The following is a 17785-nucleotide window of genomic DNA, read 5'->3' on the forward strand; positions in this document are numbered from 1 at the left end:
TGGGTGCAGGGCACCGGGTGCGTCCCAACAGGGGCACCCGGTGCCTTCTGCTTTTAAGCAGGCTTAGCCGTAACGCCGGCCCGTGCCGTGAACAGGCCTATGCCGTGAACAGGTTTATGCCGTGAGGGCCGCCCCGAAGCCGGTGGGGTCCGCCAGGAACCGGGCGAATCCCAGTTCCGCCGCGCCGATCATCATCAGGTTGGAGCCGAGCGCCGCGGGGTGCACCCTGGCCTGGGCGGCCGGGCCATCCAGAGCCTGGGACAGCAGCAGGTCATCGAGCGTGGACGGCTCGAGGGCGTAGAGCACCCCCAGGAAGCCGTCGAGGATGATCACCTCCGGGTTGAAGGTGTTGACGGCGTTCCGGAGTGCGATGGCCAGGAAGCCCAGCTGCCGGGAGATCTCTTCGGCGACAGCAGGGCTGCCTGACGCGCGGAGGGCCTGCTCCAACTGGGAGGCGTCGCCGCCGGTGAGGCCCAGCAAATCAAAGAGCCGGCCCTGGGACACTTCGGTTTCCAGGCAGCCAATGGCTCCGCAGTGGCACTGTTTGCCGGAGGTGCGGACGAAGGTGTGGCCCAGTTCCCCCGCGTAGCCGGATGCCCCGCGGAGCAGCATGCCGTTGGAAATGATTCCCCCGCCGACGCCGCTGGCCCCGCCGTTGAGGTACACGAGGTTGTTCCGCCCTGCGCCGGCCCCGAAAATCAGCTCCGCCTCGGCGGCGAGCGAGGCGTCGTTGGCGGCCTGGCAAGCGTAGCCGGTGGCCTCGCCCAGCATCCGGGCCACAGGCTCGTCCCGCCAACCCAGGTGCGGCGCGTGGCGCACCGTCCCGTCGTCGGGGTTCACCAGGCCCGGCACCGCCACACCGATGCCGGTGATCCGGTAGGAGTGCTCCAGCTCCGTGCGCATCCCCTCGATCACGGCAGCGGCTATATTGACCGCCTCCCGTGCACTGGGAATCCGTTCGGTGGCGAACCGGATCTTCTTCTGGACGATGCCCCCGAGGTTGACCAGGCCAATGGTGACCGCGTCGATCTCCGGGTAGACCGCGAGCGCCGCAATCGAGGGGCTCGGACGCACCTCGGGGCTCGGCCGGCCCACCTGGGCTTCGCCGGTGGGGGCGGTTTCATAGACGAGGCCGAGCGCAACCAGCTGTCCGATCAGGGTTCCGACCGTTGACCTGTTCAGCCCGGTCGTCTTCGTCAGCTGCGCACGGCTGAGGACACGGTGATGGTGGACCAGGGACGTAATCAGCGCCAGGTTGTTCCGCCGGGAGGGGTCCAACTCGCTGGGCCGGGTGGTCGGGGCGGCCCGTTGGCGAGGGGAAGACATCATCGGAACAATATCAGCTGCCGAAAACCTTGGTGTCGAGGAAATCGTTGCGGAACTTCCCCTCCGGATCCAGGCGGTCCGCGAGGGCCTTGTAATCTGCGAAGCGGGGGTAAAGCGGCGCGAGGCGGGAGGCGTCGCCGTCGAACAGCTTGCCCCAGTGGGGCCGGGCGCCGAAGGGCGCCAGCTCCGCCTCGATCACGGGGAGCACGGCCTCGACGGCGGGCTGGTCCTGCCGCCAGGTGAGGTGCAGGCCAACGCTGTCAGTGCCGTAGTTCGGGCTCAGCCACAGGCTGTCCGCAGCCATGGTGCGGATCTCCGAGACCAGCAGCAGCGGAGTCACCAGATGGGACAGCCGGCGCATAGCCTGGATGGCGTCCACGGCGTGCTCGCGGGGGACGAGGTACTCGCTCTGCAGCTCGTCGCCCTTGCTCGGGGTGAATTCCATCCGGAAGTGGGCCAGCCTGTCCGACCATGGACCGGGCACGCCGAGTTGCTGCGTGCAGGTGGTTCCGGGCACGCCGGCGATGGGATGCCTCGGTTCTTTGGCCGGGCTGCCGCCGAAGAAGCCGGCGCGTTCGGCTATGGCCTCGGCCGGTACTGGCCGGGACTTCAGCCAGGCCTGGCCGATACGGTCCCCGCTCCAGTCGGTGAACAGGCTGACGCTGTACGCGGAGGAGGTGACGCCGTCGAAATTCTCCAGAACCTGGTCCCAGCCAAGGTCCTCGAACACCGTCTGCGAGACCGGAAACGTCGGTTCGATGTCCAGGGTCAGGCTGCTCACGACGCCCAGGGCGCCGAGGTTCACCACCATGCCGTCAAAGTCGGGTTCCCCGCGGCGCACGGTGAGGACCCCGCCGTCGGCGGTCACCAGTTCAAGGCCGGCGACGGCGGTGGCAAGGTTGCCGTTTCGGTCACCTGATCCGTGGGTGGCGGTGGCGACGGCCCCGGCCACCGAGATGTGGGGGAGGGACGCCAGGTTGTGCAGCGCGTAGCCCTGCCGCTGCAGCTCGGCGGCAAGGGTCCCATAGCGTGTGCCGCCGCTCACGGTCACCGTCATCGCGGCGGGGTCCACCTCGATGGCCGGCGCGAGGCGCTCGAGCGAGACCAGGGTGCCGGCGGTGTCGGCGATGCGGTTGAAGGAGTGCCGCGAACCGAGGGAGCGAAGCTTGGTCGCGCCGGCCACCAGGTCCTGAAGTTCCGCCACTGTGGTTGGCTCGAGCACCTCGGCGGCGGCGTACCTGAGGTTGCCCGCCCAGTTGTGCCCCGCGGTGTGCAGCTCAGTTCCTGCTTCGCTGACCATTGCCTGCCCTTCGTTTGGTGTTGCGGAGAACATAACATCAAGGGCTGCCTGACGATAGATGTTTCCGCAGATTGAGACTGCACATTTAGTTCTGGAAGAACTGTTGACAGGCTGCGAAAAACAAATATGTTTGTTTGTGGAACATATTCAGGATCTACGCTTTCCTTCTTTAGGGGCAGGTCCCTCCAAACCAAACGGGAGCACTCAATGGCGATTCAGCCCACGCGCGACGACAAGTTTTCCTTCGGCCTGTGGACCGTCGGCTGGGAGGCCCAGGACCAGTTCGGTTCTGCTACCCGCCCGCCGCTGGACACAGTGGAGGCCATCAACCGGCTCAGCGATCTGGGCGCCTACGGCATCACCTTCCACGACAACGACCTGTTCCCGTTCGGCTGCTCCGCGGCTGACCGCCAGCGGGAGATCGACCGGCTGACCGGCGCGCTGAAGGCCACCGGCATGGTGGTTCCCATGATCACCACCAACCTGTTCAGCCACCCGGTCTTCAAGGACGGCGGTTTCACCAGCAACGATCGCGGCGTGCGCCGCTTCGCCCTCCGCAAGGTCCTGGAGAACATCGACCTGGCAGCTGAGCTCGGCGCCGAGACCTTCGTGATGTGGGGCGGGCGTGAAGGCAGCGAGTACGACGCCGCAAAGGACATCCGCGGTGCCCTCGAGCGCTACCGCGAGGCCGTGAACCTGCTGGGCGACTACGTGACGGACAAGGGCTACAACATCCGCTTCGCGATCGAGCCCAAACCCAACGAACCGCGCGGCGACATCCTGCTGCCCACCCTGGGCCACGCCCTGGCGTTCATCGAGACCCTCGAGCGGCCGGAGCTTGTGGGCATCAACCCCGAAACCGGCCACGAGCAGATGGCCGGGCTGAACTTCACCCACGGCATCGCGCAGGCGCTGTACCAGGGGAAGCTCTTCCACATCGACCTCAACGGCCAGCGCAGCATCAAGTTCGACCAGGACCTGGTGTTCGGCCACGGCGACCTGCAGAACGCCTTCTCCCTGGTTGACCTGCTGGAAAACGGAGGCCCGCAGGGCGGGCCTGCCTACAACGGCCCGCGCCACTTCGACTACAAGCCCAGCCGGACCGAGGACATCAACGGCGTCTGGGATTCCGCGGCGGCCAACATGCAGACGTACCTGCTGCTCAAGGAGCGCGCCAAGGCCTTCCGTTCCGACCCCGAGGTGCAGGCTGCCCTGGAGGCGTCGCGGGTTTCCGAGATCAACGTCCCCACCCTGAACCCGGGCGAAGGCTACGAGCAGCTCCTCGCCGACCGCTCGTCCTACGAGGATTTCGACGCCGACGCCTACTTCGGCGGCAAGGGCTTCGGTTTCGTGAAGCTCCAGCAGCTTTTCATCGAGCACCTGCTCGGCGCCCGCTGATCCCATGACTGTTTTTCCCGTGAACCTCGTCGCCGGGGTGGACTCATCGACCCAAAGCTGCAAGGTGGTGGTGCTGGACGCGGATACCGGCGCGCTCGTCCGGGAGGGCCGCGCCGGCCATCCGGACGGCACGGAGGTCCACCCGGACCACTGGTGGCGGGCGTTGTCCGAAGCGTTCGACGACGCCGGGGGACTTGCCGGGGTCAGCGCGCTTTCCGTGGGGGGCCAGCAGCACGGCATGGTGCTGCTGGGCCGGGACGGCAACGTGCTGCGGCCGGCGCTGCTCTGGAACGACACCCGCTCGGCAGAGTCAGCCACGGCCCTTACCGAAGAAGTGGGCGCCGAGGACTACGCGAAGCGGACGGGCTTGGTACCGGTGGCCTCCTTCACCGTCACCAAGATCCGGTGGGTGCGCGATAACGAGCCGGACATTGCCGGCCGGGTGGCCGCCGTCGTGCTTCCGCATGACTGGCTGACCTGGCGTCTGCGGGGCTACGGCCCCGCGGACGCCAGCCCGCTCGGGCCCGATCTGGAGCAGCTCACCACGGACCGCTCCGATGTTAGCGGCACGGGTTACTGGAACCCCGCCACCGGTGAATACGACCTCGAGCTGTTCCGGCTCGCATTCGGCCGGGATGCGATCGAGGCCGGTCGCGGGGTTGGCGCCGCTGGCGGTGCCGTGATCCTGCCGCGGGTCCTGGAGCCGGGCGCTTCGCCCGGCGCCGTCCACGCCGACATTGCCGGGCAGCCGATTTTGCTTGGCGCCGGTGCCGGGGACAATGCCGCAGCGGCACTGGGCCTGGACGCCCGGGCGGGTGACGTCGTCGTATCCGTGGGCACCAGCGGGACGGTGTTCGCCGTCTCCGATGAGCCCATCGGTGACCCCAGCGGGACGGTGGCGGGCTTTGCCGACGCGAGCGGCCTGTTCCTGCCCATTGCCGTGACCCTCAACGCAGCGCGGGTGCTGACATCTATCGCCGGGTTGCTGGGTGTGGACTTCGACGAGCTGTCCCGGCTGGCCCTTGAGGCTGAACCGGGGGCCGGTGGAGTGGTGCTGGTCCCGTACTTCGAGGGGGAAAGGACACCCAACCTGCCGCACGCCACGGCCAGCTTCTCCGGGCTGACCATCGCCTCGACCACGCGCAGCAACATTGCGCGGGCCGCCGTCGAAGGGATGCTGTGCGGGCTGGCCGGAGGTCTGGACGCCCTTCGAGCTCTGGGTCATCCTGCCGAGCGCCTCCTGCTGATCGGCGGCGCAGTGCAGAACCCTGCGGTCCAGCGGATCGCCGCCCAGGTGTTCGACCTGCCCGTACTGGTTCCCAGTCCCGGCGAGTACGTGGCCCGCGGAGCTGCCGTGCAGGCGGCGTGGGCGCTGACAGGGGAGCGGCCGGACTGGAATCTAGCGCTGGACGGCAACCCTAAGCCCGACTTCCGCCCTGCCATCCTTGAGCAGTACAAGGTGGAGCAGCACAAGGTGGCAAGCGCCGGCTGAGCCTTCCTCTGTTGGTTGAGCTTGTCGAAACCTCTTCCTGCCAGCCCAACTAAGTAGCACTTCAGGGCGTTCTCAGGCCTGGGAACGCCCCGTGCTGCTACCCAGTTTCCGTTCTCGGGCGGATCCAAGAAATGTTTTTGGATCCGCCTCAATCTGGCGCCGGACCGGCACTTCAATGTCGTACCCCCTTGGCAGACTGTGTTTATGTATGTTGTTGGGGAATCAAAGCTGGCTTTCGCAGCGGTGTCGCGCGGCGGCGTCCTGCAGGCTGCCGCGTTTCCTGACGCTGATTTTCACTTCGCTGCGTTGCCCGATAATCGGTTTGCGGACGACGGGTTGCCGTATGACGATGATCCCGACGCCGTGTATCCGGCAGTGCTTCCGGAAGACCCGTTTCCCGAGGCCCTGTTTGCCGACCGTCCTTTCGACGACCTCTTTGACGACGGCGTTCTCTCGAGCGCTGCTGCACCCTGGGGCTGGTTTCTCCCGGCGGCTGACCTCACCGCCGACAACGCCGGCCTGATCGACCAAGTCCGAGCGTACGAGAACGTCAAAAGCTGGGCGGCCGGGCAACAGGCACGGCTTTCGGTGACCTTCGAGGCCCGGCTCCGCCAGGAATCCACCGGCCGGGCGCCACTGGCCGCCGAGGACCTGGGTAAAGATCGCGGCAAAGACCCGGGCCTGGGCGCGGCCGAGCAGATCGCGCTGGCCCGGGGTGAGTCCCCGAACCGCGGAGGCCGGCTGCTCGGGATGTCCAAAGCTCTGGTCGTCGAAATGCCGCACACCCTAGGCGCGCTGGACACCGGGCAGCTGAACGAAGAGCGCGCCATGTATTTCGTGAAGGAGACGGCCTGCCTGACTGTGGAAGACCGGACCGCGGTCGATGAGGAACTCGCGGCCGACACCGGAACCTTCACCGGGGTCGGGACCCGCGCCGTCATCGCCGCTGTAAAAGCCGCCGCCACCCGCAGGGACCCGCGATCGGTCACCCAACGCGCGAGCCACGCCGCCTCCGAGCGGTCCGTCAGCCTGCGCCCGGCCCCCGACTGCATGACCTATTTCACCGTGCTGCTTCCCGCCAACCAGGGAGTCGCCGTGTACACGGCCCTCACCCGGAACGCCGAAACCCTCAAAGCCGCCGGAGACCCGCGCACGCTGAACCAGATCAAAGCCGACACCCTCGTCCACTGGACCACCGGCACCCCCGGCGGAATCAGCGGGATAGAGCTCAACCTCGTCATGACCGACCGCACCCTACTGCAGGGCGACAGCGAACCAGCACGCCTGACCGGCTACGGCACCGTCCCCGCCGCCTGGGGCAGGGACCTGGTGACTAGCGAACAGGCCAAGGGAGCTGAGGAGCTGAAGGTTTGGCTCCGCCGACTCTACACCGCCCCAGAGACCGGTGACCTCGTCGCCATGGACTCGCGCAGGCGGCTCTTCCCCGCACCGCTGCGCCGCTTCATCCAAATCCGCGACGACACCTGCCGCACACCCTACTGCGACGCCCCCATCCGCCACCACGACCACATCATCCCTTGGCACAACGACGGCCGAACCAGTCTGGACAACGGCGCGGGTCTCTGTGAAGCCTGCAACCACACCAAAGAACTTCCCGGCTGGGCGGCACAGCCCAGGCCAGGGCCGCGACATACCTTCGAAATCACCACGCCCACCGGCCACACCTACCGCTCCACCGCACCGCCGCTACCGGGAGCAATCGGAACTCCCTCCAGCCTGCGCGAAAACGGCCAGCGGAGTGGCCACGGCCCGCGTCACGACGAATAAGGCGGCGGCGGAAATACCGCCGCCGCCGAATCGGGCGCAACCAGCTTCCAGCCCTACGAGCTGGCCTCCGCGACCTGGGCTGCCAGGGTAGTCAGTTCCACGGCCTCAGGACGTGCCGCTGTGCTGTGAATCTTCACAGCGGCGCCGCTCTTGGCCGAGGCGAGCACGGACTCCATCACCTCGAGGGCGTGGTAGGCAAGCAGTCCACCGGCGCGCGGCTCGGACCCCGGTGGAGTGCCGGCAAGGTCCGCGATCCCGAACCCCCTGCCGGAATCTACGTAGCCGGCCGAAACGGGTAGCGTCTGCCAGTCCTCGGCGCCCAGCGCGAACAACTGCACGTCGCCGTCGAAGTGGTTGGGGTCCGGCACGGCAAGTGAGCCGAGCTCACCGTGGATCTCGATATTGGGGCTCTTGGTTTTGACGGCGTCGAAGCTCATCACCAGCGTGGACAGTGCTCCCGAGGCGTGAACCAGCACGCCGGTGACGTGGGTGTCGGTGGTCACGGGAACGGTTTCGCCCTCACGGGGACCTGAGCCGATGGTGCGTTCTGAGCGCGTATGGCTGGCGGCGCCCATCACTGAGACGACGGGTCCCAGCAGGGTGACCAGGGCCGAAACGTAGTACGGGCCCATGTCCAGGAGCGGGCCGCCGCCGGGCTGGTAGTAGAAGTCGGGGTTGGGGTGCCAGCGTTCGTGGCCCGGAGTGACCATAGTGGCGGTGGCGGAGATGGGACGGCCGATCAGGCCGTCGTCGATTGCCTTGCGGGCTGTCTGGATTCCGGTACCCAGCACTGTGTCCGGAGCACATCCGACCAGGACGCCGGCCGCCTCGGCGGCCTCAAGCACTTCCCGTGCCTCCGCGGTTGTCGCTGCCAGCGGCTTTTCGCCGTAGACGCTCTTTCCGGCGGCGATGGCTTTGAGGGCGACGTCGGCATGGGCAGCGGGGATGGTCAGGTTCAGCACGAGTTCGACGTCGTCTGCCGCCAGGAGCTCCTCGACTGTGAGGGCGCGGACGCCCTCGTAGTCGTCGGCGACCGCCTGCGCGCGTGCAGGGTCGAGGTCTGCGACGGCCACGAGGCTGATGAGGTCCTGAAGGCGGCGGAAGCTGGCCAGGTACTGCTCAACAATTTTGCCGCAGCCGATGATTCCTACTCGTGTGTGCTCTCCTGCGTCTAGCGAGTTGCCCACAGCATGCCCCTTTCGATGATTGTGCGGACGTTGGTGTCCTGGAGAATTTCCACGCGGTGCCCGGGCGTGGCGACGAAGATACGCCCCTTGCCCCACTGGCGGGTCCAGATGGCAGGCGAGGTGACTTCACGGTTCCACGGGTCCCATTCGCGTACCTTTTGGGTGGTGGTGGCCAGGACGTCGATGTAGTCGTCGGCCAGGACCCAGTATTGTTCGGTGACGAGGTCGAAGTCGCCGATGCCTTCGGTGATGGGGTGTTGTTCCGCTGCGGGCAGCATGTTCACCGTGTAGGGAACATAGTTGTCCGCCTGCTCACCCTTGCGCTCGTCCGGGTGCTTGCCCGGGTGGCAGGCGAACTGTCCGCCGATCAGGTGCAGGTAGTCAGAGGTGTTGCGGTAGGAGTCCGCGATCCCGCCGTGCCAGCCGGCCAGGCCGGTACCGTTCTCGACGGCGGTCCGCAGGCCCTCGAACTCGTCTTTTTCAATGGTGGACATGGTCATGCACTGGACGATCAGGTCCACGCCGGCCATGTATTGGGCATCGGCATAGATTTTGGGTGATTCCTCCACCCGCACCTCGTAGCCTTGCTCTTTCAGGTATGGGATGAACAGCTCGGTGGCCTCAATGGGCTGGTGTCCGTCCCAGCCTCCGCGCACCACCAGGGCGGTCTTGTTCTCGCTTGTCATGGTTTCCTTGCAGTCTCGTCGGGTGAAGCGTTGGATTCTCTGATACAGCTCAGCGGGTGCTGAAGGCCGCGTCGAAGGCAGCGGCGGGCGGGCTGATGGCAGCAAGGTCTTTCACCATGGCCAGAGCCTGGGGTGCGCCCACCAGCCGGTCCATGCCGGCGTCTTCCCATTCGATGCTGGTGGGGCCGTCATAGCCGATCGCGTTCAGCGTGCGGAAGATCGGTTCCCATTTGACGTCGCCGTGTCCTGCGGTGACGAAGTCCCAGCCGCGGCGCGGGTCCGCCCAGGGCAGGTGCGAGCCGAGCCGGCCGTTGCGGCCGTTGAGCTGGCGGACCGACTCCTTCACATGCACGTGGAAGATCTTGTCGGCGAAGTCCTGCAGGAACATCACCGGGTCCAGGTCCTGCCAGATGAAGTGGGAAGGGTCGAAGTTCAGGCCGAAGTTTTCCCGGTGGCCGATGGCCTCCAGGGTGCGCTTGGCGGTCCAGTAGTCGTAGGCGATTTCGGAGGGATGAACCTCGAGAGCGAACCGGACCCCGACTTCGTCGAAGACGTCCATGATCGGATTCCAGCGCTCGGCGAAGTCCCTGTAGCCGCGTTCGATCATGGCATCCGAGGCGGGTGGGAACATGGCCACGCATTTCCAGATCGACGAACCGGTGAAGCCGGTGACGGTCTTGACGCCCAGCCTGGCGGCTGCCCGTGCTGTTGTCTTCATCGCGTCGGCAGCCCGGGCGCGGACGCCGTCGGGATCACCGTCGCCCCAGACCGTCGGGGAGAGGATGTCCCGGTGCCGTTCGTCGATGGGATCGTCGCACACCGCCTGGCCGGTGAGGTGGTTGGCGATGGCGTGGACTTTGAGGCTGTGTTTGTCGAGGATGTCGAGTTTGCCCTGCAGGTAGGCATCGTCCTCGACGGCGCGCTCCGGGTCCAGGTGGTCGCCCCAGCAGGCGATTTCCAGGCCGTCGAAGCCCCACTCGCCCGCGAGCCGGGCCACCTCTTCGAAGGGCAGGTCGGCCCACTGGCCGGTAAACAGGGTGATGGGACGGGTCATGGCTGCACCTTCTGCCAGCGGCTGTCGTCAGTGGCGCTGGCTTCCACGGCGGCCAGTACCTTTTGCACCTGCAATGCCTCGGCGAACGACGGTGATGGCTGGCGGCCCTCGCTGATCGCGTTGACGAAGTCCACCACCTGATGGGTGAAGACGTGCTCGTAGCCGAGGCCGTGGCCGACGGGCCACCAGTTACCGGTGTAGGGGTGTTCCGGTTCGGTGACCTGGATCCGGCGGAAGCCGGCGTCGGGCTCTTGGGCGGCGTCGTAGAAGGACAGGGAGTTCATGTCCTCGAAGTCGAACGCCAGCGACCCCTTGGTGCCGTTGAGTTCAAGACGCATGGCGTTCTTCCTGCCCAGGGCGAAGCGGGTGGCTTCGAACACTCCAATAGGCCCGTCATCGGAAGCGCCGCCGTCGGAAACGCCGCCGTCGGAAGCGCCGCCCTCGAAGCGGGCGCTGAAGATTGCCGCGTCATCAACAGTGACGGGACCCAGCTCCACGTCCTCGCCGGTGGCGCCGTGCCCGCCGAGGCCCACGAAGTCCCCGCCCACGGGGCGTTCCTTGACGAAGGTCTCGAGCAGGGCGGAGACCCCGGTGATCCGGCGGCCGGTGATCCACTGGGCCGCATCGATGCTGTGGGCGCCGATGTCCCCGAGTGAGCCGGATCCGGACTTTTCCTTGTCCAGCCGCCAGGTGAGCGGGGCATTGGCGTCGCTGAGCCAGTCCTGGAGGTACTGGGCGCGGACATGGCGGATCTGTCCCAGCCGCCCGGCGTCGACCATGCGCTTGGCGAGGGCCAGCGCAGGGGTGCGGCGGTAGCTGAAGCCGCACATCGAATACACCCCGCGGGCTGCTGCCGAGTCCGCGGCCTCGGTCATCAATTCGGCCTCCTCCACGGAGTTGGCGAGCGGCTTCTCGCACAGCACGTGTTTGCCCGCTTCCAGCGCCGCGATTGCGATCTCTGCGTGGGTGTTGCCGGGGGTGCAGATGTCGATCAGGTCGATGTCGTCCCGCTCGATCAGCCTGCGCCAGTCGGTTTCGACGCCGTCCCAGCCGTATTTGCCGGCAGCGGCCCGGACGCCCTCGGCGTTCCGGCCGGCCACCGCGGACAGCTCCGGCTGAAGCGGCAGGTCGAAGAAGCGCGGGGCCGTCCGCCAGGCGTGGGAGTGCGCGGCGCCCATGAAGGCGTAACCCACCATCCCGACGCGTAGGGGCTTACGGTCACTCATTGGTTTGTTCCTTTCATTCTTCGGCTCAGTTGCGGAGCTGCTCACTTGCTGAACCCGGCGGTCAGGCCGCTGAGCAGCTGGCGGCGGGCCATCACGTAGAGCACCAGCAGCGGCAGCGTGGCGAGGACCACGGAGGCCAGCACTGCGGGGATGTTGGCGGTGAACTCGTCCTGGAACGTCCACAGGGAGAGCGGCAGCACGCGGGTGGAAGGGCTCTGGGTCAGGATGAGCGGGAACAAGAAGCCGTTCCAGACGTGCAGGGCGTTGTAGATGCCCACCGTCACCACCGCGGGGCGCATCAGCGGCAGCGCAAGGCGCCACATCATGGTCCAGTCGCTGCATCCGTCCAGCCGCATGGATTCGAACAGTTCATTGGGAACATCCCGCATGAAGTTGGACAGGATCAGTACCGAGATGGGGATGGCGAAGGCGATCGAGGGCAGGATCAGCGCCAGGAGGGTGTCGTACATGTGGGCACGGGTGATCATCCAGTAGATCGGGATGATCGTGGCGTGCAGCGGGATGGCCAGGCCCAGCAGGAACAGCTTGCTGGTGGAGGTGATGAACCAGCCGCTGCCGCGCACGATTGCATACGCGGCCATGAAGGAGACCAGCAGGGCGGGAATCACACTGCCGGCAGTGACGATCAGGCTGTTGGCGAAGTACTTCGCGAAATCCTTTTCCAGGACAAGCTTGTAGTTGTCCAGCGTCGGCTCCGTGGGCGGCATCATCGGGTTGGTTGTGAAGAACCCGGCCTGGTCCTTCAGGCTGGTGATGATGACGTAGTAGACGGGCAGGATGATCACTGCGAGCCAGATCCACCCGCCGAGTGACCCGATGAGATTGGGACGCCGGCCGGGGCCCTTGCCGCCGCGCGGTGCGGGCTGCCGCCTCGTGGCCGGGGCCACGGGAGGAACTGCGAGCTCAGTGGTTGAGGCCATGTCAGGCTCCTTCGAGTTGGCTTGCGCTGCGGTTGCGTCCGCCGAGCCGCTGCAGGAAGAGGGCCAGGACCAGGCCGATGACGACCAGGATGACGCCCAGCGCGCTGGCCGCGCCCATGTCGTTGGCTTTGAAGCCGGTGAGGTACATGTGTAGCGGAAGCAGGCGGGTCGAATAGCCGGGACCGCCGGCTGTCAGGACGAAGACCAAGTCGAAGTAGGCAAGGGATCCCACGACCATCAGTGTGGAGGAGGTGATCATGGTGTACTTCAGCTGCGGCAGGGTGACGTGGAAGAACTGCTTGACCCGGCCTGCCCCGTCGATCTGTGCCGCCTCATACAGCGAGGCGGGGATCTGGCGGACACCGCCTTGATAGATAAGGGTGTGGAAGGGAACGAACTGCCAGGCGATCACGAACACCACCACGAACAGCACCAGGTCCGAATTGCCGAGCCAGTCCTGGGCGAGGGCGGGGATGCCCAGCCCCGGCCCCATCCCGAAGTTGGGGTCCAGGAGGGCCTTGAACGCGATCGCGACAGCAGCAGACGAGAGCAGCAGCGGCAGGAAGTACAGCACGGCGAGCGCGGCCCGGTACTTTTGCGCGCCCGAAGTGAAGACGCCCAGCAGCAGGCTGATGGGCGCCTGGACAATGAACGAGAAGACGATGATCTTGGCGGTGACCAGCATCGCGTTGCCGGTCACCGGATCGGTGAGGACGGAGGCCCAGCTGCCGACGCCATCCAATCTGATTTCACCCAGGCCGTCCCAGCTGGTGAAGCTGAGGAACAGAACCCCGGCCAGCGGGATTACGGCGAAGACCAGAAAGAAAACCAGTGCCGGCGCGACGAGCCACCCCGACGGACCCTTGCTCAGGCTTCGCCTGCTCTGGGTCCGCCGGGAGGTGCTTGTAATCGAAGCCACGGTTACTTCTCCACCGTCGCGTTCATGGTGTCCACAAACTGCTGGGGGGTGATCTTCTTCAGGAAGATCTGGTCCAGGTTCGAGAGCATGGCGTCTCCCTGGGCGGGGCTAAGGGCCTGGTCCCAGGACATGGTGAACGTCGGCGCGTCCTTGGCCAGGCCATAGGCGAAGGTCAGGAAGTCCTTGTCCGGGGATGCCTCCAGCTTGGACTCGATGCCCTTGACCACCGGCACGGCACCGGAGTCGATCAGGTCCTGCGTGTTCTTTTCGGTGAACATGCCGTCCTTGATGTAGTTCAGTGCCGCTTCCTTCTGGGCGTCGGTGGCCTTGGCGGACACTGACCAGAAGTTGGAGGGGTTGCCGACGACGTTGCCCGGGTCACCCTTGCCGCCGGAGACGGTGGGGAACGAGGTGAAGCCGAGCTTGCCGCTGCTCACAAAGTTACCGGCGTCCTTCTTCATGCCCTGGTAGATCCAGCCGCCCTGCAGGATCATGGCAGCCTTGCCCGTGTACAGGAGGGCCTGGTCGGCGCTGCTGTCGGCGGCGATGGAGGAGAAGCCGTTGATGAACCCTCCGGCATCGACCAGTTCCTGGATCTTGGTCAGTGCCTCCGTGACGGCCGGGTCAGACCAGGCGTTGGGCTTGTTTGCGGCGATGTCTGCGAAGACTTCAGGACCGCCAATGCGCTCAACCAGGTATTCGAGCCACATCAGGTTCGGCCACTTCGACTGGCCGGCCAGGGAAAACGGTGCAATACCCGCGGCCTTGAACTTGGGCACCAGTGCCATCAGCTCGTCCCAGGTCTTGGGCGGCTGTGCGCCCACCTTCTCGAAGACTTCTTTGTTGTAGTACAGCACCACGGGCTGGGCGTTGTTGTTGGGGACGGCGTACGCCTTGCCGTTGATCTCACCGTTCTTCAGCACGGCCGGAAGGTAACGGTCCTTCACCTGCGGATTCTTCTCGAGGAACCCACTCAGGTCCTCAACCTGCCCCGAATCGACATAGGACTTGAGCACACCGCCGCCCCAGCCGTATATGAAGGTGGGGCCCTGTCCGGCACCAATGGCAGTGCGGACCTTGGTCTTGTAAGCATCGTTGGCAAAGAACTCGACCTTGATGCTCTGGTCACTGTGCGCGCTGTTCCAGGCATCGACAGAGTTCTGCAGGGATGCCTGGTTCCCGCCGGTGAGCCCCCACATTGACGCAGAGTCGGCGCTCACGGAGCCGCCGGCCGGGCCGCTCGAGCCGCAGGCGGCGAGGGAAAGGGCCAGCGCACCGGCTGTGAGAGCTGTACCTGCAGTACGCAGTTTCAGAAATTTCATTAGTCTTCCGTTCATCCTTCGGGGGCGTCCTTGGCTCCCAGGCTTGAAACCCCATCTCCGCTGCGAGACGGGAACGAATTGCGGTGCGGCTCTCGAAACTTTTCGATAACCGTTCGATACGATGTAAAGGTACTAGTGATCGCCATCACGGTCAAGAGCCTGCATAAAGCCGCGTATTGCCGGAAATTACCGTCGATAGTTGACGTGAGGGCGGCGGTAGGCAAGACTTCTAATCGCGAAACATTTCGAAAGGCGGTTGGTTGTGTCCCTCTCGACACCCCCGAAGAAAATGACCCTGGCAGCCATTGCCAGACTGACGGGAGTCTCCACGCCTACCGTCTCCAAGGTGGTGAATGGCCGCGAAGACGTAGCGGAAGAGACCCGCGCAAAAGTGCTCGCCGCGCTGGTGGACGCCGGCTACCAGTCCCCTATGCAGCGCCGGGTCGCCTCCCCCGAGCCCTCAATCGTCGAAGTCTCCTTTGATGCCTTCACGCCGGCCTACTCCACAGCCGTCCTCAACGGGATCCTGGAATACGCGGCATCCGTGGGCGTGGAGGTCCTCATGAGCACCTCCAGCAGCGGGGCAGTTCCCGGTTTGAGCCCGGAAAAGCGGGCCGAACGGATGGTTGCCCACGGCAGGATAGGGCTGATCCTCGTGACTTCTGATTTCAGCGAGGCCCAGCTGACAGCCCTCAGGCGGCGGAACATTCCGGTAGCCGTGGTGGACCCTCTCAATCCTCCGCCGCCGGACGTTGTTAGTGTCGGCGCCACCAACTGGGCAGGCGGCAAGGCCGCCGCGGAGCACCTGCTCAAACTCGGGCACCGGGACATTGCCTATCTCGGCGGGCATGAGACGGCCGAGTGCAACCAGGCCCGGCTGCACGGCTACATGTCCGCCCTGGCCTCCGGCGGTGTGCAGGTGAATCCGGAATACATCATTCACGGAAAGTTCCGGACCCATCACGGCATAGAGGGACTCAGGCGACTGATTGCCCTGCCAAAACGGCCGACGGCGATCTTTGCCGGCAGCGACAGTGTTGCCGTTGGCGTGCTGCGGGAAGCCCGCCATCACGGCATCCGCATCCCCGAAGACCTCAGCCTGGTGGGCTTCGACGGGACAACGCTGGCGGAGGATGCCGTTCCGTCCCTGACCTCGGTTTCCCAGCCGCTGCACGAAATGGGAAGGGCGGCCCTGCGGGCTGTCCTGAGCCAGGCGCGGGGAGAAGAGCTTGACTCCCACCGTGTGGAGCTTGCCACCCAGTTGGTGGTCAGGGAATCCACCGCGCCGCCGCGAGAAGATGAACCGCGGAAAAATGTGCCTCGTAAAGATGGGATTATCTCGAGCTAGCCTCGGTCCGGCCACTTCCTGCGGGTTAGGCTGTGACCAGTGCCCTTCAAGCAGCCGGAGGCCTTACTTCATGCTGCTCCGGGGGGAAAAGGCTGATGAGTCATTTACGGGAACCGGACGTGCGGCCGGAGCTACGGCCAGGCGGCGGCACCGGCGCTGAACTGGCTGACAGGGTGGATGCTTTTTTTGGCCGCCTTGGGGAGCGGGGCCGCGTCATTGTCCGGCAGTTGCCTCTTTCGGTGACTGTGGTGCTGGTGGTTGCAGCCGCCAAGGTCTTCCACCCTGAAACGCTGGCCGATCCACGCTTCCAGCTCGCCTTGCTGGCGCACACCGCCCTTTTTGTCCTCAGCGTTGCGGTGCCCTGGGGCAGGCTCCCTAGGGGAGCCTACGCCGTCATTCCCGCGCTGGACTGTGTCGCCGTCGGTTTCACGCGGGAGGCCGGCGGTCCCAACTTCAACGTTTTGAGCCTCCTGCTGGTCTTTCCCGTGATCTGGCTGTCCGTGGACCGCAACCGGGCCGGCGTGGTCCTCGCCGTGGCAGGTGCCACGCTCAGCACTGTGCTGCCCGCGGCGGCGTTCGGAGCGGCGCCCACCCAGGGCTCTATGATCCGGACCATTTTCTTGCCCCTTGTCATGGCGGCCATCGCCGTCACCGCCCACGTGGTGGCGGGTGCCCTCTACCGCCAGCGCCAGACGCTGGTGAGGAAGGACGAGGCGCTCGCCGACACCGTCGCCGAGAGCATGCAGCGGCAGCGGCTCCTGGACGCCGTACTCTCCACCGTCAATGTTGGCGTGTGGGTGGTGGACCAGAACGGACAGGACGTCCTGACCAACAAAGCCCTTCGGACCGACGCGGCGCTGTCCGGGCTGGCACCGTCAGCCAACCGGCCGCGGCTGTTCCAGGCTGATCGCGCCACTGCGCTGCCGCCGGAACGCTTCCCGACGGCGCGCGCGGCCGCCGGCGAGACGTTCACCGACGAGCTGTGCTGGGCAGGTGAGGGTGAGGATATGCGCGCGTACTCCGTCACAGCCCGCACCATGGTTTCCACGAACGGAACCCACGCCGGCGCGGTGATCACCTTCGCCGAAGTCACGGCACTGATCCGCGCCCTGTCGGCCAAGGACAACTTCGTGGCCACCGTCTCCCATGAGCTCCGTACCCCGCTAACGTCCATCCTCGGCTACCTCGAACTGGTCCTCGACGAGCCCGGCCACGAGGACATCGAGGAGGAACTGCGGATCGTGCAGCGCAACGCCAACCATCTGCTCGGCCTTGTGAACGATCTGATTGCCGTAGCCTCGGAGCGGGTGGAACTGGCCCTGCAGGAGGCCGACGTGGCCAGCCTGCTGGCTGGCGTGGTGGCCTCCTCGCATGCGAAGGCCACAGTCAGCGGTGTGGAACTGGTCCTCGACCTCGAGGAGCCCCTGAACGCCCGCGTCGATCCCGGCCGGATCAGCCAGGTTTTCGGCAACCTGGTGTCCAATGCGATCAAGTTCTCGCCGGACGGGGGAAGGGTCACGGCCCGCGCCCACCGGGCCAACAGCCATGTTGTCTGTTCGATCACAGACACCGGCATTGGCATGGACGGCCAGGAGCAGGAGCAGGCGTTCACCAAGTTCTTCCGGTCCGCCCGCTCGCGTGAAACGGCCATCCCCGGCGCAGGCCTGGGACTGCCGATCAGCAAGACCATCGTCGAGGGCCACGGCGGCTCGATCAGCCTTAGCAGTGTGCCGGGCAAAGGAACCACGGTGACGGTGAGCCTCCCCGTCTCCTGAGCATACGGACGGCCCACGTAAAC

At 65.9% G+C, this 17785-nt stretch carries 14 protein-coding genes; 5 read left to right on the forward strand and 9 right to left on the reverse strand.

Annotation, left to right across the window (positions count from 1 at the left end):
* Window positions 1-114 precede the first annotated feature (114 nt).
* Window positions 115-1329, reverse strand: coding sequence for an ROK family protein (locus tag LFT45_RS01595; RefSeq protein WP_236806214.1), 1215 nt, complete (start codon window positions 1327-1329; stop codon window positions 115-117).
* A gap of 10 nt (window positions 1330-1339) precedes the next feature.
* Window positions 1340-2626 carry an FAD-binding protein gene (locus tag LFT45_RS01600; protein WP_236806215.1) on the reverse strand — a complete coding sequence of 429 codons (1287 nt, stop codon included), beginning with the start codon at window positions 2624-2626 and terminating at the stop codon, window positions 1340-1342.
* Window positions 2627-2833: 207 nt separating this feature from the next.
* Here LFT45_RS01600 and xylA point away from each other — a divergent pair, with 207 nt between their 5' ends.
* The 3 genes from xylA to LFT45_RS01615 all read left to right on the forward strand — a co-directional run bounded on the left by xylA (window position 2834) and on the right by LFT45_RS01615 (window position 7304).
* Window positions 2834-4024 (forward strand): xylose isomerase, encoded by a 1191-nt coding sequence (gene xylA, locus LFT45_RS01605; protein ID WP_236806216.1) that lies wholly within the window; start codon window positions 2834-2836, stop codon window positions 4022-4024.
* 4 nt (window positions 4025-4028) lie between these two features.
* Window positions 4029-5516 carry a xylulokinase gene (locus LFT45_RS01610; RefSeq protein WP_442863585.1) on the forward strand — a complete coding sequence of 496 codons (1488 nt, stop codon included), beginning with the start codon at window positions 4029-4031 and terminating at the stop codon, window positions 5514-5516.
* A 204-nt stretch (window positions 5517-5720) separates the two neighbouring features.
* Window positions 5721-7304, forward strand: coding sequence for an HNH endonuclease (locus tag LFT45_RS01615; protein ID WP_236806217.1), 1584 nt, complete (start codon window positions 5721-5723; stop codon window positions 7302-7304).
* Between the two features lie 53 nt (window positions 7305-7357).
* Here the strand turns inward: LFT45_RS01615 and LFT45_RS01620 are convergent, their stop codons facing one another.
* Genes LFT45_RS01620 through LFT45_RS01650 form a run of 7 tightly spaced genes read right to left on the reverse strand, consistent with a single transcriptional unit; the run spans window position 7358 to window position 14639 of the window.
* On the reverse strand, window positions 7358-8491 hold the full coding sequence (locus LFT45_RS01620) for a Gfo/Idh/MocA family protein (protein WP_236806218.1): 1134 nt from the start codon (window positions 8489-8491) through the stop codon (window positions 7358-7360).
* Complete coding sequence (locus LFT45_RS01625) at window positions 8476-9177, reverse strand: ThuA domain-containing protein (protein ID WP_236806219.1); 702 nt, start codon at window positions 9175-9177, stop codon at window positions 8476-8478. The genes LFT45_RS01620 and LFT45_RS01625 overlap by 16 nt, the downstream gene beginning before the upstream one ends.
* Window positions 9178-9226: 49 nt before the next feature.
* Entirely contained in the window at window positions 9227-10231 is a 1005-nt protein-coding gene (locus tag LFT45_RS01630; protein WP_236806220.1) for a sugar phosphate isomerase/epimerase family protein, read from the reverse strand.
* Complete coding sequence (locus LFT45_RS01635) at window positions 10228-11457, reverse strand: Gfo/Idh/MocA family protein (RefSeq protein ID WP_236806221.1); 1230 nt, start codon at window positions 11455-11457, stop codon at window positions 10228-10230. Before LFT45_RS01635 ends, LFT45_RS01630 begins: the two co-directional genes overlap by 4 nt.
* Before the next feature lie 41 nt (window positions 11458-11498).
* Window positions 11499-12398: a carbohydrate ABC transporter permease gene (locus LFT45_RS01640; RefSeq protein WP_236806222.1), complete on the reverse strand. Its 900-nt coding sequence runs from the start codon at window positions 12396-12398 to the stop codon at window positions 11499-11501.
* A 1-nt stretch (window position 12399) separates the two neighbouring features.
* Entirely contained in the window at window positions 12400-13317 is a 918-nt protein-coding gene (locus LFT45_RS01645) for a carbohydrate ABC transporter permease (RefSeq protein ID WP_442863586.1), read from the reverse strand.
* A 2-nt stretch (window positions 13318-13319) separates the two neighbouring features.
* A complete protein-coding gene (locus LFT45_RS01650) occupies window positions 13320-14639 on the reverse strand; it encodes an extracellular solute-binding protein (RefSeq protein ID WP_236806223.1) in 1320 nt (439 codons plus the stop codon).
* Window positions 14640-14901: 262 nt separating this feature from the next.
* Here LFT45_RS01650 and LFT45_RS01655 point away from each other — a divergent pair, with 262 nt between their 5' ends.
* A complete protein-coding gene (locus LFT45_RS01655; protein WP_442863587.1) occupies window positions 14902-15987 on the forward strand; it encodes a LacI family DNA-binding transcriptional regulator in 1086 nt (361 codons plus the stop codon).
* 95 nt (window positions 15988-16082) lie between these two features.
* The gene (locus LFT45_RS01660) at window positions 16083-17762 is read left to right on the forward strand and encodes a sensor histidine kinase (RefSeq protein ID WP_236806224.1); all 1680 of its coding nucleotides are present in this window, start codon (window positions 16083-16085) and stop codon (window positions 17760-17762) included.
* The last annotated feature ends 23 nt before the right edge of the window (window positions 17763-17785 follow it).

Origin of the sequence: Arthrobacter sp. FW305-BF8 (genome assembly GCF_021789315.1) — a bacterium.
Lineage (GTDB): Bacteria > Actinomycetota > Actinomycetes > Actinomycetales > Micrococcaceae > Arthrobacter.

Coding starts and splice junctions, on each gene's coding strand:
- LFT45_RS01595 (WP_236806214.1), bottom strand. CDS start 1,329: ATGATGTCTTCCCCTCGCCAACGGGCCGCCCCGACCACCCGGCCCAGC.
- LFT45_RS01600 (WP_236806215.1), bottom strand. CDS start 2,626: ATGGTCAGCGAAGCAGGAACTGAGCTGCACACCGCGGGGCACAACTGG.
- xylA (WP_236806216.1), top strand. CDS start 2,834: ATGGCGATTCAGCCCACGCGCGACGACAAGTTTTCCTTCGGCCTGTGG.
- LFT45_RS01610 (WP_442863585.1), top strand. CDS start 4,029: ATGACTGTTTTTCCCGTGAACCTCGTCGCCGGGGTGGACTCATCGACC.
- LFT45_RS01615 (WP_236806217.1), top strand. CDS start 5,721: ATGTATGTTGTTGGGGAATCAAAGCTGGCTTTCGCAGCGGTGTCGCGC.
- LFT45_RS01625 (WP_236806219.1), bottom strand. CDS start 9,177: ATGACAAGCGAGAACAAGACCGCCCTGGTGGTGCGCGGAGGCTGGGAC.
- LFT45_RS01630 (WP_236806220.1), bottom strand. CDS start 10,231: ATGACCCGTCCCATCACCCTGTTTACCGGCCAGTGGGCCGACCTGCCC.
- LFT45_RS01635 (WP_236806221.1), bottom strand. CDS start 11,457: ATGAGTGACCGTAAGCCCCTACGCGTCGGGATGGTGGGTTACGCCTTC.
- LFT45_RS01640 (WP_236806222.1), bottom strand. CDS start 12,398: ATGGCCTCAACCACTGAGCTCGCAGTTCCTCCCGTGGCCCCGGCCACG.
- LFT45_RS01650 (WP_236806223.1), bottom strand. CDS start 14,639: ATGAAATTTCTGAAACTGCGTACTGCAGGTACAGCTCTCACAGCCGGT.
- LFT45_RS01660 (WP_236806224.1), top strand. CDS start 16,083: ATGAGTCATTTACGGGAACCGGACGTGCGGCCGGAGCTACGGCCAGGC.